This is a genomic window from Streptomyces sp. NPDC001617, assembly GCF_053596855.1.
In genome coordinates this window covers 1-24,541 of sequence record NZ_JBSFHA010000103.1, presented here as the reverse complement: position 1 = coordinate 24,541, position 24,541 = coordinate 1, and the positions used below count along the sequence as shown (strand labels likewise).

The window sequence follows — 24,541 nt, the reverse complement described above, 5'->3', positions numbered from 1 at the left end:
TTACAGTGGCTCCATGACAACCTCCTCCAACGCTTCCGTCGACCCCGTCCCCCTCAGCGCCTCGGTCCGTGCCCTCCTGGACGGCAGGAACTTCGCCGGCGTCGCCACCCTCGGCCCCGACGGCGCCCCGCAGAACTCGGTCGTCTGGATCAAGCGCGAGGGCGACACCGTGCTCTTCTCCTCCACCGGCGGACGCCAGAAGGTGCGCAACCTCCGCCGCGACCCCCGCGTCAGCCTCACGGTCTTCGACCTCGCCGACCCCTACACCTCGGTCGAGATCCGCGGCACCGCCGAGATCCTCCCCGACGAGGCCAAGCGGCTCCCGTACGAGCTCTCGCACAAGTACCTCGGCATCGACCCGCCAGCCGAGAAGGACGACGAGGTCCGGGTGATCGTGCGGGTGGTGCCGCGGAAGATCATCGGATTCTCCGCCTGAGGCTTCCGGCCCGCGCGCACTCTCCTGTTACCGCCGGGTTCCGCGTGCGTCCCTCCCGCCGCGCGACGAGACTGTAGGGCGCCGGTTTCAGCGGCGCGTCCCGTGCCGTGCCGGCCGCCCGGCACCGGGAGGTACTCCATGACCACCGCCTCAGACATCATGCACCGGGGCGCCCAGTGGATCCCCGCCCACGAGACGCTCGACCGCGCGGCCCAGCTGATGCGCGAGCTGAACGTCGGAGCTCTGCCCATCAGTGACCAGAACGAGCGGCTCTGCGGCATGCTCACCGACCGCGACATCGTCGTCGGCTGCGTGGCCATGGGCCACGATCCGGCCCAGGTGACCGCCGGCGAGATGGCCCACGGCACCCCGCGCTGGATCGACGCGGGCGCCGACGTCGGCGACGTGCTCCGGGAGATGCAGGACCACCGGATCCGCAGGCTCCCCGTCATCGAGAACAAGCGGCTGGTCGGCATGATCAGCGAGGCCGACCTGGCCCGGCATCTGACGGAGGACCAGATCGCCGACTTCGCGCACAGTGTCTACGCCGGCACGACGACGGGCTGACCGCCGTATCGGACCCTCGTACCTCAGAGCCAGCCGTTGCGCCGGAACCCGCGGTGGAGCGCCAGGCATATCGCCGATATCACCGCTATGACCAGGGGGTACCCGAACTTCCAGTGCAGCTCTGGCATGTACCTGAAGTTCATGCCGTACAGCCCGCAGATCATCGTCGGCACGGCGATGATGGCGGCCCACGCGGTCATCTTCCGCATGTCCTCGTTCTGCGCGACCGTGACCTGCGCGAGGTAGGCCTGCAGGATCGAGTTGAGCAGTTCGTCGAACGAGGCGATCTGCTCCTTCACCCGCATGAGGTGGTCGAGGACGTCCCTGAAGTAGGCCTGTATCTCCGGGGCGACCACGCGGATCGGTCGGGTCGCGAGGTCCTCGATCGGCCGGGCGAGCGGCACCACGGCCCGCTTCAGCTCGAGGAGTTCACGCTTCATCTGGTAGATCCGCCCCGGGTCGGTCCGCGCGCCGTTCTCCGCGAACACGTCCGACTCGACCTGGTCGATGTCCGCCTGGACCGAGTCCGTGACGCTCAGATAGTCGTCGACCACATGGTCCGCGATCGCGTGGAGTACCGCCGCCGGCCCCTTCGCGAGCTGAATCGGATCGGACTCCAGCCCCTCGCGCAGGGGGCCCAGCGAGCCGTGCATACCGTGCCGGACCGTGATCACGAAGTCCTCGCCGACGAACACCATGATCTCGCCGGTGTTCACCACCTCGCTGGTCGCCGTCAGCTTCTCGTGCTCGACGTAGCAGACTGTCTTGAACACCGCGAACAGCGTGTCGCCGTACCGCTCCAGCTTCGGGCGCTGATGGGCCTCGACCGCGTCCTCGACCGCCAGTGGATGCAGGTCGAACAGTTCGGCGATGCCCGCGAACTCCTGGTCCGTCGGCTCGTGCAGACCGAGCCACACAAAGCCGTCCCGGCTCTTGCGCACCCGCTCCACGGCGTCGACCAGATCGCCGCTGCCGGGCACCCGCGCGCCGTCCCGGTACGTCACGCAGTTGACCACCGAGGAGCCCAGCGGGGACCGGGCCGGGTGGCTCAGGTCGACGCGTGGGCGCCGCCGGGCCAGCCGTGCCACCTTGCGCAGGCCACCGACCCTGCCGAGGCTCGTGACCTTCCGCAGATTCCCTGCCATGGACATATGGATCTCCTCGCGTGGATCTCCCCGGGTCAGACGCACGACCCGGCCTCGGGTACCGGGTTCCTGCGCTGTGGCGCGTCAGTCTGCCAGGTCTTCGTAAGCGCCGGGTGAGGCTGTGGGAACAGAAGGTTCCGCTTTGTTCCCGCCTGTGGACAACAAGGTTGCCCGCGGCGGGGCCGGTCACACCGTCGCAGGAGTCGCAGGACTTGTAGGAGAAGTCGCAGGCGCCGCGTCGCCCGCTCCCGGCAAGCCGGACAACTGGGATGATCGCGGCATGACGCGATCCGACGGGTATCTCCTCGACAACCGGCAGCGCGAAGCGGGCGAGCGCTTCGACGCCTTCGCCGCTCTCTTCGACCCCACGACCTTCCGGCACCTCGAAGGGTTCGGCATCGGCCCCGGCTGGCGCTGCTGGGAGGTCGGCGCCGGGGGCACCTCCGTGGTGTCCTGGCTGGCCAAGAAGGTCGGCCCCACCGGAAAGGTCGTCGCCACCGACATCGACACCTCGCTCCTGGCCTCCGCAGCCCGTCCGCCGGTGGACGTCCGGGTCCACGACGTGGGCGTCGACGAGCCGCCGGGGGAGGGCTTCGACCTGGTGCACGCCCGGCTCGTCCTCGTCCACGTCCCGGACCGCGAACGGGCGTTGCGGTCGATGATCAAGTCGCTGCGCCCGGGAGGCCGGCTGCTGCTGGAGGATGCCGACCCCGCCCTCCAGCCCCTGACCTGTCCCGACGAACACGGCGCCGAACAACGCCTCGCCAACCGCCTGCGGCAAGGCTTCCGGCAACTCCTCGCCGACCGCGGCGCGGACCTTTCCTACGGCCGCCGCCTCCCCCGTCTCCTCCGCGAGGCCGGCCTGCGCCGAGTGGAGGCCGACGCGTACTTCCCCCTCACCTCCCCGGCCTGTGCCGCCCTCGAGTCCGCCACGATCCGCCAGATCCGCCCCCAGCTCGTCGAGTCGGGCCTCGCCACGAACGAGGACATCGAGACCCACCTTGCAAACGTCGCATCCGGAGCAATGGACCTGGCCACGGCCCCGATGATCTCGGCGTGGGGGCGGAAGGGGTAGGGCTGCGGGGGAGGAGGTTAACGTCTGGGGTGTCTGGGGTGTCTGGGGTGTCTGGGGTGTCTGGGGTGTCTGGGGCGCTTGGGGCGTCGACCTCGGCCACGGCGCCCGTTCACCCCAGCCTCGGAGGCCTCCCGCCCACCTGCTCGACGGCTCGCGCCCCCGCCCGGCACCCCTCCCGCGCCGCGTCCTCCGGTGCCGCCCCGGCGAGCAGTGCGGCGAGGAACGCGCCCGTGAAGGCGTCGCCGGCTCCCGTGGTGTCCATGGGGGTCGCCGGAACGGCGGGGACGTGAGCTGACACCGCGCCGGAGCGGGCCACCAACGCCCCGTCCCTGCCCTGCTTGGCGACTACCAGCGGGATGTGTCGACTCAGCTTGGCGGCCGCGTCCGCCGCGTCGGGCAACCCGGTGAGCAGACACGCCTCGTCCCGGCTCGGCAGCAGCAGATCCACCCCTTCGACGAACTCCAGGAAACGGCCGACGCCCAGCCGCGCGAGGAACCCGGCCGACGCGGGGTCCAGACTCACCGGCACGCCACGCGCCCGTGCGGCCTCGAGCGCCACCGCCACCAGCGCCCGGCTCGGCTCGGAGAACAGCAGGTACCCGGAGAGATGCAGTCGGGCCGCACCGTCCAGCAGCGCGTCCGACCAGTCACCGGGTCCCAGCCGCAACGAGGCCCCGCTGTCGGTCAGAAACGTCCGCTCGGCCGCATCACCCGCGTCGACAAGACAGATAACCGTCCCGGTGGCCGCCTCCGGATCGACCACGAGCAGCGGCCGCACTCCGCACGCGACCAGCTCCCGCTCGTGCCAGTCCGCCGAGTCCGTTCCGACCCGCCCGAGCAGTCGCACCTCCGAACCGCCCCAATGAGCCGCCCAACAGGCCACATTGGCGCCTGCCCCACCCGGCACCGTCCGGATCGCGGCAGCCGTGTCCGTCCCCGAGGCCAGCGGACCTCGATGCCGGGCGACGACATCCGTGATCACGTCTCCGACGACCAGCAACGCCCCGGTCCGCGAGCCGTGCGGGGCCGCCGGCTCAGCCTGGAACTCCGAGCCGGGCGAGCCCGCCCACGCGGCCTCGGACGGTGAGCTGGGAGAGCCCGCCAGCGCTGCTCGCGACCGTGAGCCCTGGGGACCCGTCACAGGGTCGGATCCAGCGCCGCCCGACCCGACCGCGTCGCCGAGCCCCACCCCGCCCGACCCCGTCGTCACGCCCCGGCCCAGGCCGCCGCGATCCGCGAAGCCAGCCTTACGTTGCCGCGCACCGCCGCCAGGTTGGCGGTCAGTGAGGCCCCGTCGGTGTGCCGTACCAGGTAGTCGAGCAGGAACGGCGTGACGGCCTGCCCGGTGACGCCCTCCGCCTCGCACGCGTGCAGGGCGTCGGCAAGCACGCGCGCGTGCAGCTCGGGATCCAGCTGCTCCTCCTCGGGCACCGGGTTGGCGACGATCAGCGCCGACTCGGGCCCGTCGAGCGCGTCCTGCGCCCGCATGACGCCCGCCACCTGCTCCGGGCTCTCCAGGGTCCACTCCACCGGATGCCCCGAGTCCGACAGATAGAAGCCGGGGAAGCGGTCCGTGCCGTATCCGGCCACCGCGACCCCCAGCGTCTCCAGCCGCTGCAGCGTCGCCGGCACGTCCAGGATCGATTTCACGCCGGCGCACACCACGGTGATCCGCGTCCGGGCCAGCAGTCCCAGGTCGGCCGACTCGTCCTGTGTCACCGTCCACTCCCGGTGCACCCCGCCGAGTCCGCCCGTCGCGAACACCCGCACGCCCGCCAGCGCCGCCAGCAGCGCCGTCGCCGACACCGTGGTCGCTCCGCTGGCCGCCGACGCCACCGCGAGCGGCAGGTCCCGGTGCCCCAGCTTGCGGATCCCGTCCTCGTTGGCGACGCGCTCCAACTGCTGCTTGTCCAGGCCGACATGGGGCCGCCCGTCCAGCACGGCGATCGTCGCCGGAACGGCGCCCTCCCGCCGTACGACGTCCTCCAGCTCCAGCGCCACCTGCAGATTCCGTGGGCGCGGCAGCCCGTGCGCGATGATCGTGGACTCCAGGGCCACCACGGGTCGACGCGCGTCGACCGCGTCGCGTACTTCTTCGGAAACCACCAGCACCACGCGCCTGCCTCCTGTCGTTCGTTCTTGCCTCATCCTTGGCGAACGGCGGGCCCGATCAAACCCTTGCGGTGTGTGGGGGACGACACGAACCTGGGGTGCATGACGGACAACACGGCACGTCTCGACCACGTCGTCCTCTGGGTGCGCGACCCGGTGGCGTCGGCCGACTTCTACGAGAAGACCGTCGGCATGGAAGCCCTGCGGCTCGCCGACTTCGCCGCGGGCACGGTGTCCTTTCCCTCCGTACGGCTCAATGACGAGACCATCCTCGACCTCATGCCGCTCACCACGGCGGAGCGCATGAGGATGCTCCCCGGCGCCGCCGACAGCTCGGGCCATCCGGTCAACCACGTCTGCCTGGCCATGCCCGCTCATGACTTCGAGGAACTGCGCGGCCGACTCGAGGAGAGCTCGGTGCCCGTCTCTGCCATCGGGTACGACTCCTTCGGCGCCCGCGGAACGGCCAAGCGCAGCTTCTACTTCCGCGACCCGGACGGAAACGTCTTCGAGGCCCGGCATTACGACTAGAGCGGCACGGAAAGCGGTGCCCACGCGCGCGTGACGCGTGGGCACCGGCTGCCACGCTCAGGTCCTCAGGGACTCAGGGGGACTCAGACGGGCCGTGCACCGTCCAGCGCCCCATGCGGATTCAGCACGTACTTGCGGCTGGCGCCCTGGTCGAACTCCGCGTAGCCGCGCGGCGCGTCCTCGATACCGACGACGGTCGCGTTGACCGCCTTGGCGATGTGCACGCGCCCGTGGCGGATGGCCTGCATCAGGCTCCGGTGGTACGTCATCACCGGGCACTGTCCGGTGGTGAAGTGGTGGCTCTTGGCCCAGCCGAGCCCGAGCCGCACCTTCAGCGTCCCGGACTTCGCGTCCTCGTCGACCCCGCCGGGGTCGTCGGTGACGTACAGCCCGGGGATGCCGAGGGCACCGCCCGCGCGCGTGATGCCCATCAGCGAGTTGAGGACCGTCGCGGGCGCCTCCGGGGCGTCGGGGCCGTGCGCCCGGGCCTCGAAGCCGACCGCGTCGACCGCCGCGTCCACCTCGGGCTCCCCGAGGATCTGCGCGATCTGGTCCTCGATCGAGCCCTGCGAGACGTCGACGGTCTCACAGCCGAAACTCCTCGCCTGCGCCAGCCGCTCGGCGTTGAGGTCGCCGACGATGACCACGGCGGCACCCAACAGCTGCGCCGACGCGGCCGCGGCCAGACCGACCGGGCCCGCCCCGGCGACGTACACCGTCGAGCCGACGCCCGCGCCCGAGCTCACCACGCCGTGGAAGCCGGTCGGGAAGATGTCCGACAGCATGGTCAGGTCGAGCAGCTTCTCGCGCGCCTCGTCCCGGTCCGGGAACCTCAGCAGGTTGAAGTCCGCGTACGGGACCAGGGCGTACTCCGCCTGGCCGCCGACCCAGCCGCCCATGTCGACATAGCCATAGGCTGCCCCGGGGCGGGCCGGGTTGACGTTCAGACAGATGCCGGTCTTGCGCTCCTTGCAGTTGCGGCATCGCCCGCAGGCGATGTTGAACGGTACGGAGACGATGTCGCCGACCTCGATGAACTCGACGTCCGGCCCCCGTTCGACGACCTCTCCGGTGATCTCGTGTCCGAGGACCAGCCCCTCGGGCGCGGTCGTCCGCCCGCGCACCATGTGCTGGTCACTGCCACAGATGTTGCTGGCGAGCACCTTGAGGATCACACCGTGCCGGCACTTGCGGCCGACGTTCTCGGGTGCGACCCCCGGCCCGTCCTGCAGTTCAAGCGTCGGGTAGTCGATGGTCTGGACTTCCACCGCGCCCGGCTTGAGATACGCGACTGCCCTGTTTCCGCTCATGCGTGATCGCCGTCCCTTCGGCTCCGAGCCCTCTCGGAGCCTTCGGATGCCAGTGGCTGTGCGCATGGCGGAGTCTGCTACCGCCGTACCTTCCCGACCACCCTTCGCGCGGCAGTCACGGAAGGCGTCAGAACAGCGGCTCGGGCAGCACGCCCTCCAGAGCGAGCAGCTTCCGCTTCGTCTCCAGCCCGCCGCCGAACCCGCCGATGCCCCCGTCGCTCTCGACGACCCGGTGGCAGGGCACGACGACCGGCAGCGGATTGGCGCCCATCGCCGTCCCCACGGCCTGGGCCGCGCCCGGCTGGCCCACCCGCCCGGCCAGGTCGCCGTAGCCCACGACCGCGCCATACGGCACGCCGGACGCCAGCTCGCGCAGCACCTGCCGGTTGAAGCCGGAGATCAGTGACCAGTCCAGGGGCAGCTCGAAGGCGCGCCGCTCGCCCGCGAAGTAGGCCTCGACCTGTCGTATCGCCTCGGCCAGCAGCGGCGAGTCGGGTGCCTCGACGGGCTCGCTGCCCAGCCGGGACGCCAGTCGCTCCAGCGCCTTGTCGCGCACCGCGTCCGTGGCGTGGAACACGACGTTGACCAGGCCTTCGCGGGTCGCGGCCAGCAGCAGGGGACCGATCCCGGTGCCGACCACCGCCCACACGACCTGCTGCTCGTACCGCCCATGGCTGTCCATGCGCCTACCGTACGACCCGCCACTGACAACGCCCGGGGGAGCGGGCACCGGTCGGTTTCCCGGGAGACCGGCTCAGGGCGACTGCAGGGCGGCCCGGACCACGTCGGGCTTGTTGGTGATGACCCCGTCGACTCCGTACCGCGCGGCCCGACGGGCGGTGGCCGCGTCGTCGACGGTCCAGGTGAAGACCGATAGAGGCTTGCCGTGCGGTCCCTTGTACGCGTGCACGACGGAGACGTAACCCGTCGAGATCGAACTGAAGGAGGGGTTGATTCCGTCTGTGAAGGTCGAGAACTCCGGGAGGTGCGCCGTGGTCGGCGTCCCGAGGAAGGCCGTCCTGATCGCCGGCTTCAGGTCGTGGACGATCTTCAGGCTGTCCGCACTGAAGCTCTGCACGATCAGCCGACGGTCCAGATGACGCTGGTCGAGCCAGCCCTCGTTGCCGAGGAGCTTCAGGGTCTGCCGCTCGATGCCCGGGTACAGCTCCGGGTTCTTGATCTCCAGGAGCAGACTCTGCCGGTTGTGCCCGACCTCGCGCATGTACTGATCCAGCGTCGGCACGCGCGTGCCCGCGTACCGCGGCCCGTACCAGCTCCCGGCGTCGAGGCGAGCGATCTCGGCCGCCGTGAAGTCCTTCACCTTCCAGGGCGAACGGTGCGGGAAGACGTGCTTGACGTCGGTCGTGCGCTGCAGGCTGTCGTCGTGGATGACGACGAGTTCGCCGTCCTTGGTGCGCTGGACGTCGTTCTCCACCCAGCGGATGCCCAGCCGGGCCGCCTTGTCGATGGAGGCCAGGGTGTTCTCGGGTGCGTAGGCGGAGGCACCCCGGTGTCCGAACACCAGGGGCGGCCCACCGACGTCCCCCGCCCGGGCGTCGGAACCGGGCAGCAGAAAGGCGGCGACCCCCAGCAGCGCGGTGGTGATGGCGGCAACTGCGCGCGCGTACATACGCACTCCTCGCGTCGAGCGATCACGTACGGCTCAACTGTGACAGCAGAGAGTCAACGACGGTGCGGTACAGAATGGGCACACATTGAATGGAGTTGCCCAAGTCCACTCACTGGTGCCGCACAACTGGGGCAACGACGTGTTTCTTTGCCGGAAAATCGTTCGACCATTCCGGTGGGGGTCATACTCTCTGCCTCAACCCTGACCGCTCGGGCGGTCCTGGGAGGGGGCGCATTTCAGGGATTTCCGGGACGCAAGAGGGCGGGAAGGGCAGCCGCGCATGCAAGGCACGGTCGACGGATTCAGCTACGGACTCGTCACACCGCTGGTGGCCTACCTGATGGCTTGCCTAGGTGGTGCGCTCGGACTGCGCTGCACCACCAGATCCCTGCTCGTCGCCCAGTCCTCGCGCCCCGCCTGGCTCGCCCTGGGCTCGGCGGCGATCGGCTCCGGCATATGGACCATGCACTTCGTCGCCATGATGGGATTCACCGTCAGACAGGCGCCGATCCACTACGACAAGCCGATGACGTTCGCGAGCCTCGGCCTCGCCATTGTCATGGTCGGCGTCGGGATCTTCATCGTCGGCTACAAGGGTGCGAAGGGCACGGCCCTGTTCACCGGTGGCACGATCACCGGCCTGGGCATCGCCTCGATGCACTACCTGGGCATGGCCGGAATGCGCCTGAACGGAAAGCTGGAGTACAACACGCTCACCGTCGGCGCCTCCGTCGTCATCGCGATGGTCGCCGCCACCGCCGCCCTGTGGGCGGCCGGACAGGTCCGCGGCTTCCTGTGGAGCGTCGGCGCGAGCCTCATCATGGGCCTCGCGGTCAGCGGCATGCACTACACGGGCATGGCTGCCCTCACCGTCCATCTGCACGGCACCTCCGCCCCGGACTCCGGCGCGTCGCCGGCCGAGCTGCTGTGGCCGATGCTGGTCGGCCCGCTGGCCTTCCTCCTCATCGCCGGCGTGGTCGTGATGTTCGACCCGCTGATGGTCATGGGCAAGCCCGACTGGACCCCCGTGGAGCAGAAGCCGGGCGTCCCGGCCCATCCCGACGTCCACCACCCGGCCCGCCGCCCGTTCCGCCCGGTCCGGGAGATCGGCCGGCGCAGCTCCCGCACCCCGCAGAACCGCTGATCGGACCGCATTGTCAGTGGCGGGTCGTACGGTGGACTCCATGCGGCCCGTTTCCAACATCGAACGCACGGTGGCGCCCTTCGAGGTCGTCAGCCCCTACCAGCCCAGCGGCGACCAGCCGGCGGCCATCGCCGAGCTGGCCAAGCGCATCGAGGCAGGCGAGAAGGACGTCGTCCTGCTCGGCGCGACCGGCACCGGCAAGTCCGCCACCACCGCGTGGATGATCGAGAAGCTCCAGCGCCCCACGCTCGTGATGGCGCCGAACAAGACGCTGGCCGCCCAGTTGGCGAACGAGTTCCGCGAGCTGCTGCCGAACAACGCGGTCGAGTACTTCGTCTCGTACTACGACTACTACCAGCCCGAGGCCTACGTCCCGCAGTCGGACACCTACATCGAGAAGGACTCCTCGATCAACGAGGAGGTGGAGCGCCTGCGCCACTCCGCGACCAACTCCCTGCTCACCCGACGGGACGTCGTGGTGGTCGCCTCGGTCTCCTGCATCTACGGCCTCGGCACGCCGCAGGAGTACGTGGACCGCATGGTCCCCCTCAGGGTCGGCGACGAGATCGACCGCGACCAGCTGCTGCGCCGCTTCGTCGACATCCAGTACACACGCAACGACCTGGCCTTCACCCGGGGCACCTTCCGCGTGCGCGGCGACACCATCGAGATCTTCCCGGTCTACGAGGAGCTCGCCGTCCGCATCGAGATGTTCGGCGACGAGATCGAGGCCCTCTCCACCCTGCACCCGATCACCGGCGAGATCATCAGCGACGACGAGCAGCTGTACGTCTTCCCGGCCTCCCACTACGTCGCGGGCCCCGAGCGTATGGAGCGGGCGGTCAACGACATCGAGAAGGAGCTCGGCGAGCGCCTGGCCGAGCTGGAGAAGCAGGGCAAGCTCCTGGAGGCCCAGCGCCTTCGGATGCGCACGACGTACGACCTCGAGATGCTCCGCCAGATCGGCTCCTGCTCGGGCGTGGAGAACTACTCGATGCACTTCGACGGCCGCCTGCCCGGATCCCCGCCGAACACCCTCCTGGACTACTTCCCGGACGACTTCCTGCTGGTCATCGACGAGTCGCACAACACCGTCCCGCAGATCGGCGCCATGTACGAGGGCGACGCCTCCCGCAAGCGCACCCTCGTCGACCACGGCTTCCGCCTGCCGTCCGCCCTCGACAACCGCCCGCTGAAGTGGGAGGAGTTCCAGGAGCGCGTCGGGCAGACGGTGTACCTGTCGGCGACCCCGGGCAAGTATGAGCTCTCGCGCGCGGACGGCACCGTCGAGCAGATCATCCGCCCCACCGGCCTGATCGACCCGGAGGTCGTCGTCAAGCCCACCGAGGGCCAGATCGACGACCTGGTGCACGAGATCCGCCGGCGCACCGAGAAGGACGAGCGCGTGCTGGTCACCACGCTCACCAAGAAGATGGCCGAGGACCTCACGGACTACTTCCTGGAGCTCGGCATCCAGGTCCGCTATCTGCACAGCGACGTCGACACCCTGCGCCGCGTCGAGCTGCTGCGCGAGCTGCGCTCCGGTGAGTTCGACGTGCTGGTCGGCATCAACCTCCTGCGTGAGGGCCTCGACCTGCCCGAGGTGTCCCTGGTGGCGATCCTCGACGCCGACAAGGAGGGCTTCCTGCGCTCCGGCACGTCCCTGATCCAGACCATCGGCCGCGCGGCGCGCAATGTCTCCGGCCAGGTCCACATGTACGCCGACAAGATCACCCCGGCGATGGCGAAGGCCATCGAGGAGACCAACCGTCGTCGGGAGAAGCAGGTCGCGTACAACAAGGAACGCGGCATCGACCCGCAGCCGCTCCGCAAGAAGATCAACGACATCGTGGCCCAGATCGCCCGCGAGGACATCGACACGGAACAGCTGCTCGGCTCCGGCTACCGCAAGTCGAAGGACGGCAAGGGCGCCAAGGCACCCGTGCCCGCCCTCGGCGGCAAGGCGGCCGGCGGCAAGGCCGCCAGGGGCAAGGCCAAGGAGACGGTCCCCACCGACCGTCCCGCGGCCGAACTCGCCGACCAGATCGAGGAGATGACGGCACGGATGCGCGCCGCGGCCGCCGACCTCCAGTTCGAGATCGCGGCGCGACTGCGCGACGAGGTCTCCGAGATGAAGAAGGAACTGCGCCAGATGAGGGAGGCGGGCCTGGCCTGACGCTCGCCGAACCACCGCCGTACCTCGGCACATGCGCACTGTGTTGCAAGACCGACACAAAGCACGAGCCGGGGTACGGCACTGTCAGTGCCCCTGCGTAGGGTGCTGGGCAACCGCGGAGTCCGCGGCAACAGGGGACAGTTCGAGAGGGGAATCGGCGCGTGACCGTCAACATGACCAAGGGTCAGGCCATCAGTCTGCAGAAGAACGACGGCGGCAGCCTGACCGCGGTGCGCATGGGTCTCGGCTGGCAGGCGGCTCCCCGGCGCGGCCTGTTCGGCTCGCGCACCCGGGAGATCGACCTGGACGCCTCCGCCGTCCTGTTCGCCGACAAGCAGCCCGTCGACGTCGTCTTCTTCCGCCACCTGGTGAGTGACGACGGCTCCGTCCGCCACACCGGTGACAACCTCGTCGGCGGTGTCGGCCAGGGCGGCGACGACGAGGCGATCCTCGTCGACCTCGCGCGCGTTCCGGTCCACATCGACCAGATCGTCTTCACCGTGAACTCGTTCACGGGCCAGACCTTCCAGGAAGTGCAGAACGCGTTCTGCCGCCTCGTCGACGAGACCAATGGCCAGGAACTCGCCCGCTACACGCTGGCGGGCGGCGGACAGTACACCGCCCAGATCATGGCGAAGGTCCACCGCTCGGGCCCGGGCTGGACGATGACGGCCCTCGGCGCCCAGGCCAACGGCCGTACCTTCCAGGACCTGATGCCGGCGATCCTGCCGGTCCTGTAGGACCAACCGGCGCACCCGACGAGCGGCACACGACACCGGCGACACAGGGGGACGAGGGCGATGACGGCCGAGCTGGTGCGGGGGCAGAACCACCCGCTCTCCCAGGTCCGTCTCGAGATCCGGGTCGCGGCCGGCACGCCGGTCGTGGCCTCGGCCACGCTCAGCGACGAGAACGGCAAGGCCCGGGGCGTCGAATGGGTGGCCCACCCCGGCACGCCCACCCTGCCGGGCCTCGAGGTCTCCCGGCAGGCCGCCGCCGACCACCGCCTAGCGGTGGATCTGGACGCCATGCCGGAGACCGTGCACCGGGTCAATGTGCTGCTCGCCCTGCCGACCGGCGTCGGCGGCCCGGTCCGCTTCGGCGCCCTGGCCGCCCCGTTCGTCGCGGTCACCGGCCTCGACGGCACCGAGGTCGCCACCTACACGATCACCGGCCTGGACGCCGAGTCGGCCGTCGTCGCCCTGGAGCTCTACCGCCGGCAGGGCGCCTGGAAGGTGCGCGCCGTCGGCCAGGGATACGCGGGCGGCCTCGCCGAGCTCTTCACCGACCAGGGCCTGCCCGAGGCCCACCACCTCGCCGGCCACATCAACGACGCGGTGGCCCGGAGCCTCGCCCGCGCGGTCCCGGCACCCCCGCAGCGCGCTGCGGACGGCGACCGTACACGCCAGACGGCGGCACCGACGCAGGGCCCCGCGCCCCAGGGCGCCCCTGGCCCCGTATCACCGGAGCAGATGTCCCCGTACACTCCTCAGACCCCCGGCACATCGGGACAACCCGCCTCTCCCTACGGCGCTCAGGGCACGCCTGGCCCCGGAACCCCGCAGGTCCCATCCGCTGCCGACGCGTCCGCGGCCACCCAATCCACCGACGCCCCGGTCGACTACAGCCACCCGGGCCGACAGCCCGCCGCTCCGCCGCCACCCCCGCCGGCCGCGCCTCCGACCCCGTCCGGACAGCCCGCACAGCCCGTCGCGGGCGACGCGACCGGCTGGTCCATGGACGAGCGGCTCTACAACCAGGTCTGGGGCATGTTCGAGGACCTGGCCCGCACCACGGCCGCGTACCGCAGTGCCGTCGATTTCGCCGACTCGCGGATGGAGAAGGAGCTCGACCAGGCCCTGTCCGACCCGCGCAGCAGGCTGGGCGGGCAGGGCGACGCCGCACGCGAGGCCGCGCACGCCAAGCACGCCCAACTCGTCGACCAGGCCAGGGCGGCCCTGGACCGGGATCTCGCCCAGCTCTCCGCCGAGGCCGACGTCGTCGAGCCCGCACTGCCGCCCGCGTACGCCCGCTGGGACAACCCCGTGTGGCACGGCTACCGGGTGCCGATGGAGATCCCCATGGCCCTGCGGCTGGGCGACCTCCATCTGCCCGAGAGCGAGCCGCTGCGCATCCCGATGCTGGTCCGGCTGCCGCTGGAGCGCGGCCTGTGGATCGACAGCGGACCCGCCGGGTCGTTCGACGAGTCGTTCGCCGATACCGCCGAACTGGGACGCCTGGCACTGGACACGGCGGTGGCGCTCGCGGCCCGGCTGCTCGCGGTCTACCCGGCGGGCGAGTTCAGCGTGCATGTCATCGACCCGGCCGGGTCGGGCGCGCAGGCGCTCGCACCACTGGCACAGGCCGGGGTGCTCGCCGCCCCGCCCGCGCTGGGGGCCGCCGGTGTGACGGATGTCCTGACTCGGCTCACCCAGCGTGTCGACCTGGTGCAGATGGCGGTGCGCGGCGGCGCGGCCGACTCACTGCCGCCCGGTCTGGACCCGGCCGAGCAACTGCTGATCGTCCATGACTTCCCGCACGGCTTCGACGACCGGGCCGTGACCCAGCTGCGCTATCTCGCGGACGAGGGCCCGGCCGTCGGTGTCCACCTGATGATGGTCGCGGACCGCGAGGAGGCCTCCGGCTACGGGCCTTTGCTCGACCCCCTGTGGCGTTCGCTGCTGCGACTCACCCCGCTGCCGGACGACCATCTCGCCGACCCGTGGGTCGGCCACGCCTGGACCTACGAGCCGGCGCTGGTGCCGCCCGGCAGTCGGGTGCTCCAGCAGGTGCTCAGCCAGGTGGCGGCGGCCCGCACCAAGTACACGTAAAGTATCTTGACCAGCCACTTTGACTTTTTCTTTGCCAATCACTTTACCTTTGCTTGGTAATTGGGGTACTGTCGTCCTCACGGAGGGGAGTACTCCCTGTCGACTGCGGCGTACCCGTCAATACGGATCAGGTCAGGTTCTGATCCCGGGGCGTCGGCCCACCGTGGGTGGAAGAGACCTCCGGCAGCGCGACGACGCTGGTTATTTGCCGTTCCGTCCTGCCGGAGGCGCAGTGGATGTTTCCGTGACCCTATGGGTCCTCACCATCGTGGGCCTTGCCGCCCTTATCGCGGTCGACTTCTTCATCGGCCGCAAGCCGCACGACGTCTCGATCAAGGAAGCCGGGATCTGGACGATCGTCTGGATCGCCCTCGCCGGACTCTTCGGGCTCGGTCTGCTCGTCTTCGGCGGCGGCCAGGCCGGCGGCGAGTTCTTCGCCGGCTTCATCACCGAGAAGTCCCTGAGCGTCGACAACCTCTTCGTCTTCGTCCTGATCATGGCGAAGTTCGCCGTGCCCTCGCAGTACCAGCAGCGGGTGCTCCTCGTCGGCGTGCTCATAGCCCTGGTCCTGCGGGCGATCTTCATCGCCGCGGGCGCCGCGATCCTCGCCAGCTTCGCCTGGGTGTTCTACCTCTTCGGTGCCTTCCTGATCTGGACCGCCTGGAAGCTCGTCCAGGAGGCCCGGGCCGACGAGGAGGACGAGGGGTTCGAGGAGAACAAGCTGCTCAAGGCCGCGGAGCGCAGGTTCGGCGTCGCCGACCGCTACCACGGCACCAAGCTGTGGATCCAGCAGAACGGCAAGCGGGTCATGACCCCGATGCTGGTCGTGATGCTGGCGATCGGTACCACGGACGTCCTGTTCGCGCTCGACTCGATCCCCGCGATCTTCGGCCTGACCCAGGACCCGTACATCGTGTTCACTGCGAACGCCTTCGCCCTGATGGGCCTGAGGCAGCTGTACTTCCTCATCGGCGGCCTGCTGAAGAAGCTGGTTCACCTCAGCTACGGCCTGTCCATCATCCTGGGCTTCATCGGCGTCAAGTTGGTCCTGCACGCGCTGCACGAGTCCGGCGTCCACGTCCCGGAGATCTCCATCCCGGTCTCCCTCGGCGTGATCTGCTCGGTCCTGATCGTCACCACGATCACCAGCCTGCGGGCGACGAAGAAGCAGGCGGCGGCCGAGGCGGCGCAGGCGCAGAGCGAAGGCGCTCCGAAGGACAGCATCCAGGCCTGACCACGACCGACGTAGGAACAACCAGCACCGGGAGCGACGCAGGATGAATTGCCGCATATCGCTCCCGGTGCTTCGTTGGGTGCTGAGCGCTCCCGCCCCGGGAGAGCCACGGCCCGGTGGAGGAATCCGTGGACGCACCCAAGAGGTTCGTACAGATCGTCGACTTCGAGACCGACCGCTTCGAGGAGATGCGTCAGCTGTCCCAGGAGATGGACCAGCACTTCGCGGGCCGCGACGGTGGCCCCACGCACCGTCTCGTCCTCAAGGACAGGAGTCAGCCGAACCGCTATCTGGTGGTGATGGAGTTCAACTCGTACGAGGAGGCCATGGCCAACAGCGACAGCCCCGAGACCGCCAAGTTCGCCGAGCAGATGGGCGCGTTGTGCACCCGCCCGCCGTCCTTCACCGACTGCGACGTCGAGGGGCTCACCGCGTTCCAGTGACGAGCTCAGGGCCCCGTACGGCCGGCGTGCGGGGCCCGCGCCCCTCTGCCGCTCGTCCTGACGGTCGTCGTCGCGTCGCTCACCGTGGTGCCGGGCCGGGCCACGCCGCTTCAGGGAGGCGGGCATCTGGTGCTGTTCGCGGCGTACTTGGAGCCGGCGATCAACCCCTGGCGAAGGTGACGATCAACCCTCGGAAGAATCGTGCCGGCGCTCCCTCACCCCGCGGCCGGCTCCATCGCCCCCACCGGTACCGGCCGCGTCTCCGGCAGTAGCGCGAAGCACCCCAGACTCAGCAGCGCGATCCCCGTCAGATAGGCACCCACACCCCACGGCACCCGACCCCCGTGCTCGGCCAGCGCCGTCGCCGCGATCGGTGTGAGCGCACCCCCGAGCACCCCGCCGAGGTTGTAGCCGACCGCCGCTCCCGTGCAGCGCACCCGGGGCTCGTACAACTCGGGCAGATACGCGGCGACGACCCCGAACATCGTGACGAACGCGAGCAGCGCGCCCAGGAAGCCGAGGAACATCAGCAGTGGCTCGCCGGTCGCAAGCAGTGCGACCGTCGGGAACATCCACAAGGCCGCCGCACCGCATCCGACCAGGCACAGCGGCCGTCGTCCGTAACGGTCCCCGAGGAGCGCGACCACGGGCGTGAGCGCGCCCTTCACCACCACGGCGGCCATGATGCAGGTCAGCATGACGGTACGGCCCACCCCGAGCCGCTCCGTCGCATAGGCGAGCGACCAGGTGGTCACGGCGTAGAAGATCGCGTACCCGACGGCGAGCGCCCCTGCCGTCAGCAGGACGAGCCGCCAGTGGTCGCGCACGACTTCCGCGAGCGGCACGCGCGCGTGGTCGTCGATTTCGAGGAAACTGGGGCTCTCGGAGAGCGACGACCGCAGCCACAGCCCGATCGCGGCCAGCACGCCCGCCGCCCAGAACGGCACCCGCCAACCCCACTGCGCGAACTGCGCGTCGGACAGCGTCGCCGACAGTGCCAGCACCACACCGTTGGCGAGCAGGAACCCCAGCGCGGGGCCCACCTGGGGGAAGCTCGCCCACAGAGCGCGCCGTTCCGCGGGCGCGTGCTCCGCGGTCAGCAGTACGGCCCCGCCCCACTCCCCGCCGAGCCCCAGCCCCTGCAGAAACCGCAGGACCAGGAGCAGTACCGGCGCGGCCACGCCGATCGTGTCGTACGTCGGCACACAGCCCACCGCGATCGTCGCGGCGCCGGTCAGCAACAACGAGCCGACGAGCACCGGTCGCCGCCCGCGCCGGTCCCCGATGTGCCCGAAGAGCACGGAGCCCAACGGCCGTGCTACGAACCCCACACCGAACGTCGCGAACGCGGCCAGCGTGCCCGCCACCGGCGAGAAGGTGGGGAAGAACAGGGGCCCCAGGACCAGCGCGGCCGCGGTGCCGTAGACGAAGAAGTCGTAGAACTCGATGGCCGTCCCGGCGAGCGAGGCGGCCGCGAGGCGGGGCATGGAAGGCGTCCTTACGGAGCGTACGTCGTGCATGCCGCGTCAACTACCCACGGTGATCGCGGGTTACGGGGGCGTGCGGGCGCGGAAGGGCGCGGTCAGTAGGTGACGGTGATGCGCCGGGCGGGGCCGTCGACGCGGACGACGCCGCCGTAGGGGATGACGAGTTGTGGATCGGTGTGGCCCAAGTCCACGTCGAAGACGATCGTGGTGCGGGGGGCGTATGTACGCATGGCGCGCAGTACGGCCTCGCGCTGCTCGGCGGCGTAACGCGCGCCCTCCTCCGGGCTGTTGGGCTGCTCGAAGGACCATGTCTTGGCGCGCCCCATCAGCAGCGCGGAGAAGCGCTGCAGGAGCCCGCGCTCGCCCATGTTGCGCAGGGTGCGGAAGACCTCCGTGGCGCTCGGCATCTCCTCCGAGGTCTCCAGGAGCAGCACTCCGCCGTCGTACTCGCTCAGGTCGCGCGCGATCTCGCGGTTGGCCATCAGCAGCCAGCCGAGGATCTCCAGACAGCCGCCCCAGCCGCGGCCCTCGGTCACCCGGTCGGGATTCACCCACGTCCATCCGCTGCCGGGCCTGGTCTCCGATTCCGTCTCGAAGGTCGCCGGGTCCGCCCAGTCGCGGTTGACGTCGTTCCACCGGTCGGCGGGCCGCAGTTCGTACGCGCCCGAGGTGAACAGGGCCGCCCGCAGGGAATCGGCGGTCAGCGGGCTCATGGCGACCGGTCGGCCCAGCGCGGTCATCACGGTCGCGCCGTGGTAGCCCACGATGCCCGTGTTGTACAGGAAGGCGAGCAGGTTCGTGTTGTCGCTCATCCCGAAGAACGGCTTCGGGTTCGCCCGGATCAACTCCCGGTCCAGATACGGCAGCACGGTGATCTGGTCGTCGCCGCCGATCGACGCCATGACCGCCTTGATGTCCGGGTCGGCGAAGGCGGCGTGGATGTCGTCGGCGCGCTCCTGGGGTGTCGAGCCCATCTTGCGGGTCGCGGGGTACTCGACCGGTTCGAGTCCGAACTCCTTGCGCAGCCGCTCCAGGCCCAGTTCGTGGGGGCGGGGAAAGAGCCCGGGCAGACCGGAGCCGGGCGAGATGACGGCCATGCGGTCGCCGGGGGAGGGCTTGGGCGGGTACGAGATCGTCGTCATGCGGGGAGGGTACGGGCCGTCGCTCTCGCGGTGCACCGTGATAAACCGGGTCCGAACAGCGGTCCCGTACGGATCGCCGCACCCGACCGGACCGGAGGAACCGTGCCCCGCACCCTGGCCAACGCCCCGATCATGATCCTCAACGGGCCCAACCTGAACCTGCTCGGCCAGCGCCAGCCGGAGATCTACGGCAAGGACACCCTCGCCGATGTGGAGGCCCTGTGCGCCAAGACGGCGGCCGCGCACGGTGGCACGGTGGACTTCCGACAGTCCAACCACGAGGGCGAGTTGGTCGACTGGATCCACGAGGCACGGCTGAACCACTGCGGGATCGTGATCAACCCGGGTGCCTACTCCCATACCTCGGTCGCGATTCTGGACGCACTCAACACCTGTGACGGAATGCCCGTGTTGGAGGTGCACATCTCCAACATCCACCAGCGTGAGTCCTTCCGGCACCACTCCTACGTCTCGCTGCGGGCCGACGGGGTCATCGCGGGGTGCGGTGTGCAGGGATACGTGTTCGGGGTGGAGCGGGTCGCGGCGCTGGCGGGGGCGGCCCAGGCCGACACGTAAGTCCCGTCCTCCTGGTGGGCGCCCCTTACAGCCGGCCCGCCTCCACGATCCGCCGCAGGAAGCGCCGCGTGCGTTCCTGCTGCGGGTCGCCGAAGACCTGCTCCGCGGTTCCGCGTTCCAGGACCACGCCTGCGTCCAGAAAACAAACCTGGTCGGCGACGTCCCGCGCGAAGCCCATCTCGTGCGTGGCCAGCACCATGGTCATGCCGTCCTGCTTGAGGTCGCGGACGACCGTGAGGACCTCGCCGACGAGCTCCGGGTCGAGGGCGGCGGTGACCTCGTCGAGCAGCAGCAGCCGGGGTCGTACGGCGAGAGCGCGTACGATCGCCACCCGCTGCTGCTGGCCGCCGCTCAGCCGGTCCGGGTACTCGCCCGCCTTCCCACCGAGTCCGAGCCGCTCCAGGAGCTCCCTGGCCCGCCCCTCGGCCTCCCCCCGGGAGACGCCGTGCACCCGCCGCGGGGCGAGGGTGATGTTGTCCAGGACGGTCATGTGCGGGAACAGGTTGTACGCCTGGAAGACCACGCCGATACGGCGCCGTACCGCGTCCTGGTCGGCACGCGGATCGGTGATCTCCTCGTCGTCCAGCCAGATCGCGCCGTCGTCTATCTCCTCCAGGAGATTCGCACAGCGCAGCAGCGTCGACTTGCCGGAGCCGGAGGCGCCGATCAGCGCGGTAACGGTGTGCGGGGCGACCTCCAGGTCGACGTCGCGCAGGACGACCGTGTCGCCGAAGGTCTTGCGCACGGACTCCATGCGCAGCACGGGCGCGTCGCTCATATCGCTCCTCCCTGGGCCCGCCGGCGGTCCATCCGGGCCGTCACCCAGTCCGTGAACCGGGTCATCGGGATGGTCAGCGCCACGAAGACCAGGCCCGCGACGATGTACGGCGTGTAGTTCAGGCTGCGCTGGGCGATGATGTCGGACGCCCGGACGGCGTCGATCGCGCCGCCGATCGACACGAGCCCGGTGTCCTTCTGGAGGGACACCAGGTCGTTCAGCAGGGGCGGCACCTGACGCCGTACGGCCTGCGGCAGCACCACGTGCCGCAGCGCCTGCCGGTTGGTCAGACCCAGCGAGCGGGCCGCGGCGCGCTGCGACGGATGCACGGACTCGATGCCGGCGCGGAACACCTCGGCGACGTACGCCGAGTACGTCAGGGTCAGCGCCGTACCGCCCAGCCACACGGGATCGACGGTCACGCCCTGGAGGCGCAGCGCGGGCACGCCGAACACGACGATCATCAGGTTGATGATCAGCGGCAGACCGCGGAAGAAGTCCGTGTACGCGGCCGCGAGCGCCCGCAGGGGGAAGAACACCGGCCCGGGCAGGGTGCGTGCGATGGCGATCAGCATGCCCAGGACGAGCACCAGCACACCGCAGATCAGCAGCAGCCGGATGTTGAGCCAGAGCCCTTCGAGGACCTTGGGGAACGCCTCGCGCGCGTAGTGCGCGTCGAAGAAGGTCTCCTTGGTGCGCTCCCACCCGGGAGCACTGACGACGATCAGGTAGAGGACGACAGCGGTGACGAGGGTCGAGACGGCGGCTATGCCCGTCGCGCGACGGGCACGCGCGCGTTTGTAGCGCTCGCGCTCCAGCCGCCGCTCGGACGGGGCGTACCCGTCGGGCATGTCACCCTTGCCGGAGTCCTCTCCGGACTCCTCCTTCGTGACCGTCACTTGAGCACCGGAGCGTCGACGGCGTCGGACAGCCACTGCTTCTCCAGCTTCGCCAGCGTGCCGTCCTTGCGCAGGGCGTCCACGGCCGACGTCACGCACGAGGTGAGCGCGCTGCCCTTGTCGAGGACGAGCCCGAACTGCTCGGGCGTGCCGCCCTGGTTCTCGAACTGGCCGACGATCCTGGCGTTGGTCACCTGCGCCGCGGTGACGTAGAAGGCGGTCGGCAGGTCGGTGACGATCGCGTCCACCTGGCCGTTCTTGAGCGCGGATATGGCCTGGTCGTTCTTGGAGTACGCGGCCACCTCCTGCGAGGGCTTCACCACGTCGCTGATGTAGTTCAGGCTCGTGGTGCCGACCTGGGCGCCCAGCTTGACCACGGCCTTCTTGCGCTCGGTGCTGATCGACACCTGGTTGATGTCGAAGTCGAAGGTCTTCTCCCCGGGCGCGAAGGCCTTGTTGAAGGGCACGCTCTGCCAGACGACGGCGCTCTTGTCGTAGCCGAGCTGCTTCGCCACGGCGTACGCGACCGCCGACTCGAAGCCCTTGCCGTTCGCGGGCTTGTCGTCCTTGAACCACGGCTCGTACGCCGGTTCGTCGGTGGCGATCGTCAGTTTGCCGGAGGTCTGGGTGGCCAACTTGCCCTTGGCGCAGGTGGTGCCGGTCGATGCCGAGGCGTTGTCGCCGGCCTTGTCCTCCGGCTGCGGCGCGCAGCCGACGGCCGTGGCGAGCAGGGCGATGGTTGCCGCGGCGACGGCGCGGCGCAGTGCGCGAGGGGCAAGGTGCATGGCGGGAGATTGACAGCCCGACGTCCCGTTTGTCGAGGTCACGACGGCATTTGTCCGCATACTGGGAACGGGTGTTGCGTTTCTGTGAACACTTTCCGGCCAGTCGACGACAGGAGGCCGGGGCCGCCGGCCGAGGGCGGGGATCGAAAGACCGGCGGCCCGTACCGCGCAGGAGCCGTCATCCTGTGCGGGGCTGCTCCCAGTTGACTGCGCAACAACGCATGCGGGGAGCGCGCGCATGACTCCGGCTCGTGTGAATGCTTCACACGGGGCGCATGAACCGAGTTGGCGCGGGGCGCGCGCTCACGGCCTTCGCGCCCCGCGTGTGCATGTGCTCCGTGCGCCGGGTGTGTATGTGCTCTGCGCGCCGGGTGTGTACATGCTCTGCGCGCCGGCGTTCACCACCCGCGCGCGTGCCACTCCGGCAGCTGCGGGCGCTCCGCGCCCAGGGTCGTGTCGTTGCCATGGCCGGGGTAGACCCAGGTCTCGTCCGGGAGCACGTCGAAGATCTTGGTCTCCACGTCGTGGATCAGACTGGCGAACGCCTTCGGGTCCTTACGGGTGTTGCCGACGCCCCCGGGGAAGAGGCAGTCTCCCGTGAACACATGGGGGTGCCCGTGCGGGTCATCGTAGACGAGGGCGATCGAACCCGGCGTGTGCCCGACCAGGTGGCGCGCGGTGAGCTCCACGCGCCCCACCCGGATGGTGTCGCCGTCGTCGACGAGGACGTCCGTCGGCACGGGGATGCCGGTGGCGTCCTCCCGGCCCGCGTACGTACGGGCGCCGGTGGCGGAGACGACCTGGGCGAGCGCCTGCCAGTGGTCGCCGTGCTGGTGCGTGGTGACGACGGCGGCGATGCCGTCGTCACCGATCGTGCCGAGCAGGGTGTCCGCGTCGTTCGCCGCGTCGATCAGGAGCTGCTCGTCCGTGGCCCGGCAGCGCAGCAGATAGGCGTTGTTGTCCATCGGGCCCACCGCGATCTTGGTGATCATCAGGTCCTTGAGCTCGTGCACGTCCGCCGGGCCGCCGACCGTCACCTGTCCGCTGTACGTCATGGCGGCCAGCCTATAGCGGTGGAGCGGCCCGGGAATCGTCCACGTCCTGCAGCCCGTGTCCTACAGCGGGGGAAGCCCCGGCAGTCCGCCGCCGCTCACCGACAGGCCGGAGCCGTCCCGGCGCCCCGCGAGCCAGCCGAGCAGGTCGGGCGCGGGGCCCGTGACGGTGATCTCCGGGGCATCCGCCTTCCGGCCGGTGCTCCACGCGCGCGTGCCGTCCGTCAGGCCCGTGGACGGCACCTCAGGGTGTCCCGAGAAGCGGTCGGCGAGGAAGCCGATCTCGCGCTCCGTGAACTCCGCCGGCAGGTCCTCCAGCCCGTACCCGATGCCGAGGTCCACGTGGTGCAGCTCCACCTCGGCCCACCGTCGGAACGGCACGCGCGAGGCCGAGTCGGTGACCCCGTTGCGCAGCTCCACCGTGCGCGACCAGTCCGCCGGTGCGGCTCCCGCCGCCTGGAAGCGGGCGGCGCTCTCGCGGAGATCGGCGAGCTGGACGTCGAGGGGGCGCGGGGCGTCCCGCTCGATGTCGGCGTCTCGGGTCTCCCCGGACGCGTACATGGGCCGGCCCTGGAGGACATTGACGAGAGCGTCCGCGTTGCGGGCGAGGTGGGCGAGGACGTGGCCGCGGGTCCAGCCGGGGAGACGTGACGGCTCGGCCACCGACGCGTTGTCCAGTTCGGCGGCTGCGGTGAGCAGTCGCTCGGTCGCGTCACGTACAGACGCCAGGTCATGCGCGTGATCAATCATGGTGCTGACACTAGCCCCGCCACACCTTTGGGTGAAGGTGGTGAAGCCGTGCCGTAAATCGAATGCACGTGCTATATGGTCGGGAGTGGCGTCGGGCATGCTGGATGGCCGGGGATTGTTATGCATCCGGGAATCCGACCGGCGTTGTCAGTGGCTCCCTCTAGGCTGAAGAAGCACGGGGGCCTCGCCCCTGTCACTTCTCTCAAGAAAGGTGCGGACCGGCGTGGCCGACCGTCTCATCGTCCGTGGCGCGCGCGAGCACAACCTCAAGAATGTCTCGCTCGACCTGCCGCGCGACTCGCTCATCGTCTTCACGGGCCTGTCGGGGTCGGGCAAGTCCTCGCTGGCCTTCGACAACGCGTACGACAGCACCCCCGACAGGCGACCGGCGGCAACGTACAGGTCCGAACGATCCTGCGGCCGGTGATGCCCGGACCG

25 protein-coding genes and 1 pseudogene are annotated in these 24,541 nt (G+C 70.0%); 13 read left to right on the top strand and 13 right to left on the bottom strand.

Features of this window, described 5'->3' with window-relative positions; all coding sequences use genetic code 11:
* The first annotated feature begins 13 nt into the window (after positions 1–13).
* Together ACWC09_RS45265 and ACWC09_RS45260 are read left to right on the top strand one after the other, a co-directional pair.
* Positions 14–436: a PPOX class F420-dependent oxidoreductase gene (locus tag ACWC09_RS45265; protein ID WP_450857255.1), complete on the top strand. Its 423-nt coding sequence runs from the start codon at positions 14–16 to the stop codon at positions 434–436.
* Positions 437–574: 138 nt separating this feature from the next.
* Positions 575–1,003, top strand: coding sequence for a CBS domain-containing protein (locus ACWC09_RS45260; protein WP_450857253.1), 429 nt, complete (start codon positions 575–577; stop codon positions 1,001–1,003).
* A gap of 23 nt (positions 1,004–1,026) precedes the next feature.
* On the opposite strand, the gene corA is transcribed toward ACWC09_RS45260, so the two are convergent.
* A complete protein-coding gene (gene corA / locus ACWC09_RS45255; RefSeq protein ID WP_450857252.1) occupies positions 1,027–2,154 on the bottom strand; it encodes a magnesium/cobalt transporter CorA in 1,128 nt (375 codons plus the stop codon).
* Positions 2,155–2,428: 274 nt separating this feature from the next.
* On the opposite strand from corA, the gene ACWC09_RS45250 reads away from it, so the two are divergent.
* On the top strand, positions 2,429–3,223 hold the full coding sequence (locus ACWC09_RS45250) for a methyltransferase (protein ID WP_450857251.1): 795 nt from the start codon (positions 2,429–2,431) through the stop codon (positions 3,221–3,223).
* A 109-nt stretch (positions 3,224–3,332) separates the two neighbouring features.
* Here ACWC09_RS45250 and ACWC09_RS45245 read toward each other — a convergent pair whose 3' ends face one another.
* Both ACWC09_RS45245 and ACWC09_RS45240 read right to left on the bottom strand, forming a co-directional pair.
* Positions 3,333–4,223 (bottom strand): carbohydrate kinase family protein, encoded by an 891-nt coding sequence (locus tag ACWC09_RS45245; protein ID WP_450857277.1) that lies wholly within the window; start codon positions 4,221–4,223, stop codon positions 3,333–3,335.
* A gap of 206 nt (positions 4,224–4,429) precedes the next feature.
* Positions 4,430–5,335, bottom strand: a complete 906-nt coding sequence (locus tag ACWC09_RS45240) for a pseudouridine-5'-phosphate glycosidase (protein WP_450857275.1) — start codon at positions 5,333–5,335, stop codon at positions 4,430–4,432.
* A 102-nt stretch (positions 5,336–5,437) separates the two neighbouring features.
* On the opposite strand from ACWC09_RS45240, the gene ACWC09_RS45235 reads away from it, so the two are divergent.
* Positions 5,438–5,866: a VOC family protein gene (locus ACWC09_RS45235; protein WP_450857250.1), complete on the top strand. Its 429-nt coding sequence runs from the start codon at positions 5,438–5,440 to the stop codon at positions 5,864–5,866.
* Positions 5,867–5,949: 83 nt separating this feature from the next.
* Here the strand turns inward: ACWC09_RS45235 and fdhA are convergent, their stop codons facing one another.
* The 3 genes from fdhA to ACWC09_RS45220 all read right to left on the bottom strand — a co-directional run bounded on the left by fdhA (position 5,950) and on the right by ACWC09_RS45220 (position 8,806).
* Positions 5,950–7,176: a formaldehyde dehydrogenase, glutathione-independent gene (fdhA, locus tag ACWC09_RS45230; RefSeq protein WP_450857248.1), complete on the bottom strand. Its 1,227-nt coding sequence runs from the start codon at positions 7,174–7,176 to the stop codon at positions 5,950–5,952.
* A gap of 127 nt (positions 7,177–7,303) precedes the next feature.
* The gene (locus ACWC09_RS45225; RefSeq protein WP_450857246.1) at positions 7,304–7,858 is read right to left on the bottom strand and encodes a methylated-DNA--[protein]-cysteine S-methyltransferase; all 555 of its coding nucleotides are present in this window, start codon (positions 7,856–7,858) and stop codon (positions 7,304–7,306) included.
* A gap of 72 nt (positions 7,859–7,930) precedes the next feature.
* On the bottom strand, positions 7,931–8,806 hold the full coding sequence (locus tag ACWC09_RS45220) for a glycerophosphodiester phosphodiesterase (RefSeq protein ID WP_450857244.1): 876 nt from the start codon (positions 8,804–8,806) through the stop codon (positions 7,931–7,933).
* 280 nt (positions 8,807–9,086) lie between these two features.
* On the opposite strand from ACWC09_RS45220, the gene ACWC09_RS45215 reads away from it, so the two are divergent.
* From ACWC09_RS45215 to ACWC09_RS45185, 7 genes and pseudogenes are all read left to right on the top strand, one after another.
* Positions 9,087–9,950, top strand: a complete 864-nt coding sequence (locus tag ACWC09_RS45215; protein ID WP_450857242.1) for an MHYT domain-containing protein — start codon at positions 9,087–9,089, stop codon at positions 9,948–9,950.
* A 40-nt stretch (positions 9,951–9,990) separates the two neighbouring features.
* A complete protein-coding gene (uvrB, locus tag ACWC09_RS45210) occupies positions 9,991–12,126 on the top strand; it encodes an excinuclease ABC subunit UvrB (RefSeq protein WP_450857240.1) in 2,136 nt (711 codons plus the stop codon).
* Between the two features lie 161 nt (positions 12,127–12,287).
* Complete coding sequence (locus ACWC09_RS45205; RefSeq protein WP_450857238.1) at positions 12,288–12,866, top strand: TerD family protein; 579 nt, start codon at positions 12,288–12,290, stop codon at positions 12,864–12,866.
* A 60-nt stretch (positions 12,867–12,926) separates the two neighbouring features.
* The gene (locus tag ACWC09_RS45200; RefSeq protein ID WP_450857236.1) at positions 12,927–14,957 is read left to right on the top strand and encodes a TerD family protein; all 2,031 of its coding nucleotides are present in this window, start codon (positions 12,927–12,929) and stop codon (positions 14,955–14,957) included.
* A gap of 232 nt (positions 14,958–15,189) precedes the next feature.
* The gene (locus ACWC09_RS45195; RefSeq protein ID WP_450857234.1) at positions 15,190–16,191 is read left to right on the top strand and encodes a TerC family protein; all 1,002 of its coding nucleotides are present in this window, start codon (positions 15,190–15,192) and stop codon (positions 16,189–16,191) included.
* Positions 16,192–16,319: 128 nt separating this feature from the next.
* Positions 16,320–16,634, top strand: coding sequence for a hypothetical protein (locus tag ACWC09_RS45190; protein WP_450857232.1), 315 nt, complete (start codon positions 16,320–16,322; stop codon positions 16,632–16,634).
* A 51-nt stretch (positions 16,635–16,685) separates the two neighbouring features.
* Positions 16,686–16,814 (top strand): annotated as a pseudogene (locus tag ACWC09_RS45185) (ionic transporter y4hA); the annotation flags it as partial.
* A gap of 35 nt (positions 16,815–16,849) precedes the next feature.
* Here the strand turns inward: ACWC09_RS45185 and ACWC09_RS45180 are convergent.
* Both ACWC09_RS45180 and ACWC09_RS45175 read right to left on the bottom strand, forming a co-directional pair.
* Positions 16,850–18,121: an MFS transporter gene (locus ACWC09_RS45180; RefSeq protein WP_450857230.1), complete on the bottom strand. Its 1,272-nt coding sequence runs from the start codon at positions 18,119–18,121 to the stop codon at positions 16,850–16,852.
* A 95-nt stretch (positions 18,122–18,216) separates the two neighbouring features.
* On the bottom strand, positions 18,217–19,263 hold the full coding sequence (locus tag ACWC09_RS45175) for a S66 family peptidase (RefSeq protein ID WP_450857228.1): 1,047 nt from the start codon (positions 19,261–19,263) through the stop codon (positions 18,217–18,219).
* 102 nt (positions 19,264–19,365) lie between these two features.
* Between ACWC09_RS45175 and aroQ the strand changes: the two genes are divergently transcribed.
* Positions 19,366–19,839: a type II 3-dehydroquinate dehydratase gene (gene aroQ / locus ACWC09_RS45170; RefSeq protein ID WP_450857226.1), complete on the top strand. Its 474-nt coding sequence runs from the start codon at positions 19,366–19,368 to the stop codon at positions 19,837–19,839.
* Between the two features lie 25 nt (positions 19,840–19,864).
* Here aroQ and ACWC09_RS45165 read toward each other — a convergent pair whose 3' ends face one another.
* The 5 genes from ACWC09_RS45165 to ACWC09_RS45145 form a co-directional block, all read right to left on the bottom strand.
* Positions 19,865–20,617 carry an amino acid ABC transporter ATP-binding protein gene (locus ACWC09_RS45165; protein WP_450857224.1) on the bottom strand — a complete coding sequence of 251 codons (753 nt, stop codon included), beginning with the start codon at positions 20,615–20,617 and terminating at the stop codon, positions 19,865–19,867.
* Entirely contained in the window at positions 20,614–21,516 is a 903-nt protein-coding gene (locus ACWC09_RS45160) for an amino acid ABC transporter permease (protein ID WP_450857222.1), read from the bottom strand. The genes ACWC09_RS45165 and ACWC09_RS45160 overlap by 4 nt, the downstream gene beginning before the upstream one ends.
* Positions 21,513–22,301 (bottom strand): ABC transporter substrate-binding protein, encoded by a 789-nt coding sequence (locus ACWC09_RS45155; RefSeq protein WP_450857221.1) that lies wholly within the window; start codon positions 22,299–22,301, stop codon positions 21,513–21,515. The genes ACWC09_RS45160 and ACWC09_RS45155 overlap by 4 nt, the downstream gene beginning before the upstream one ends.
* A 398-nt stretch (positions 22,302–22,699) precedes the next feature.
* Positions 22,700–23,356: an MBL fold metallo-hydrolase gene (locus tag ACWC09_RS45150; protein ID WP_450857219.1), complete on the bottom strand. Its 657-nt coding sequence runs from the start codon at positions 23,354–23,356 to the stop codon at positions 22,700–22,702.
* A gap of 60 nt (positions 23,357–23,416) precedes the next feature.
* Positions 23,417–24,103, bottom strand: a complete 687-nt coding sequence (locus ACWC09_RS45145; RefSeq protein ID WP_450857218.1) for a maleylpyruvate isomerase family mycothiol-dependent enzyme — start codon at positions 24,101–24,103, stop codon at positions 23,417–23,419.
* A gap of 223 nt (positions 24,104–24,326) precedes the next feature.
* On the opposite strand from ACWC09_RS45145, the gene ACWC09_RS45140 reads away from it, so the two are divergent.
* Positions 24,327–24,530 carry a hypothetical protein gene (locus ACWC09_RS45140; RefSeq protein ID WP_450857282.1) on the top strand — a complete coding sequence of 68 codons (204 nt, stop codon included), beginning with the start codon at positions 24,327–24,329 and terminating at the stop codon, positions 24,528–24,530.
* Positions 24,531–24,541: the final 11 nt, after the last annotated feature.

Bases quoted from the DNA above. Each gene is read 5' to 3' on its own strand.
- ACWC09_RS45265 (WP_450857255.1), top strand. From the start codon at position 14: ATGACAACCTCCTCCAACGCTTCCGTCGACCCCGTCCCCCTCAGCGCC.
- ACWC09_RS45260 (WP_450857253.1), top strand. From the start codon at position 575: ATGACCACCGCCTCAGACATCATGCACCGGGGCGCCCAGTGGATCCCC.
- corA (WP_450857252.1), bottom strand. From the start codon at position 2,154: ATGTCCATGGCAGGGAATCTGCGGAAGGTCACGAGCCTCGGCAGGGTC.
- ACWC09_RS45250 (WP_450857251.1), top strand. From the start codon at position 2,429: ATGACGCGATCCGACGGGTATCTCCTCGACAACCGGCAGCGCGAAGCG.
- ACWC09_RS45235 (WP_450857250.1), top strand. From the start codon at position 5,438: ATGACGGACAACACGGCACGTCTCGACCACGTCGTCCTCTGGGTGCGC.
- fdhA (WP_450857248.1), bottom strand. From the start codon at position 7,176: ATGAGCGGAAACAGGGCAGTCGCGTATCTCAAGCCGGGCGCGGTGGAA.
- ACWC09_RS45225 (WP_450857246.1), bottom strand. From the start codon at position 7,858: ATGGACAGCCATGGGCGGTACGAGCAGCAGGTCGTGTGGGCGGTGGTC.
- ACWC09_RS45220 (WP_450857244.1), bottom strand. From the start codon at position 8,806: ATGTACGCGCGCGCAGTTGCCGCCATCACCACCGCGCTGCTGGGGGTC.
- ACWC09_RS45215 (WP_450857242.1), top strand. From the start codon at position 9,087: ATGCAAGGCACGGTCGACGGATTCAGCTACGGACTCGTCACACCGCTG.
- uvrB (WP_450857240.1), top strand. From the start codon at position 9,991: ATGCGGCCCGTTTCCAACATCGAACGCACGGTGGCGCCCTTCGAGGTC.
- ACWC09_RS45200 (WP_450857236.1), top strand. From the start codon at position 12,927: ATGACGGCCGAGCTGGTGCGGGGGCAGAACCACCCGCTCTCCCAGGTC.
- ACWC09_RS45180 (WP_450857230.1), bottom strand. From the start codon at position 18,121: ATGCCCCGCCTCGCGGCCGCCTCGCTCGCCGGGACGGCCATCGAGTTC.
- ACWC09_RS45175 (WP_450857228.1), bottom strand. From the start codon at position 19,263: ATGACGACGATCTCGTACCCGCCCAAGCCCTCCCCCGGCGACCGCATG.
- ACWC09_RS45165 (WP_450857224.1), bottom strand. From the start codon at position 20,617: ATGAGCGACGCGCCCGTGCTGCGCATGGAGTCCGTGCGCAAGACCTTC.
- ACWC09_RS45155 (WP_450857221.1), bottom strand. From the start codon at position 22,301: ATGCACCTTGCCCCTCGCGCACTGCGCCGCGCCGTCGCCGCGGCAACC.
- ACWC09_RS45150 (WP_450857219.1), bottom strand. From the start codon at position 23,356: ATGACGTACAGCGGACAGGTGACGGTCGGCGGCCCGGCGGACGTGCAC.
- ACWC09_RS45145 (WP_450857218.1), bottom strand. From the start codon at position 24,103: ATGATTGATCACGCGCATGACCTGGCGTCTGTACGTGACGCGACCGAG.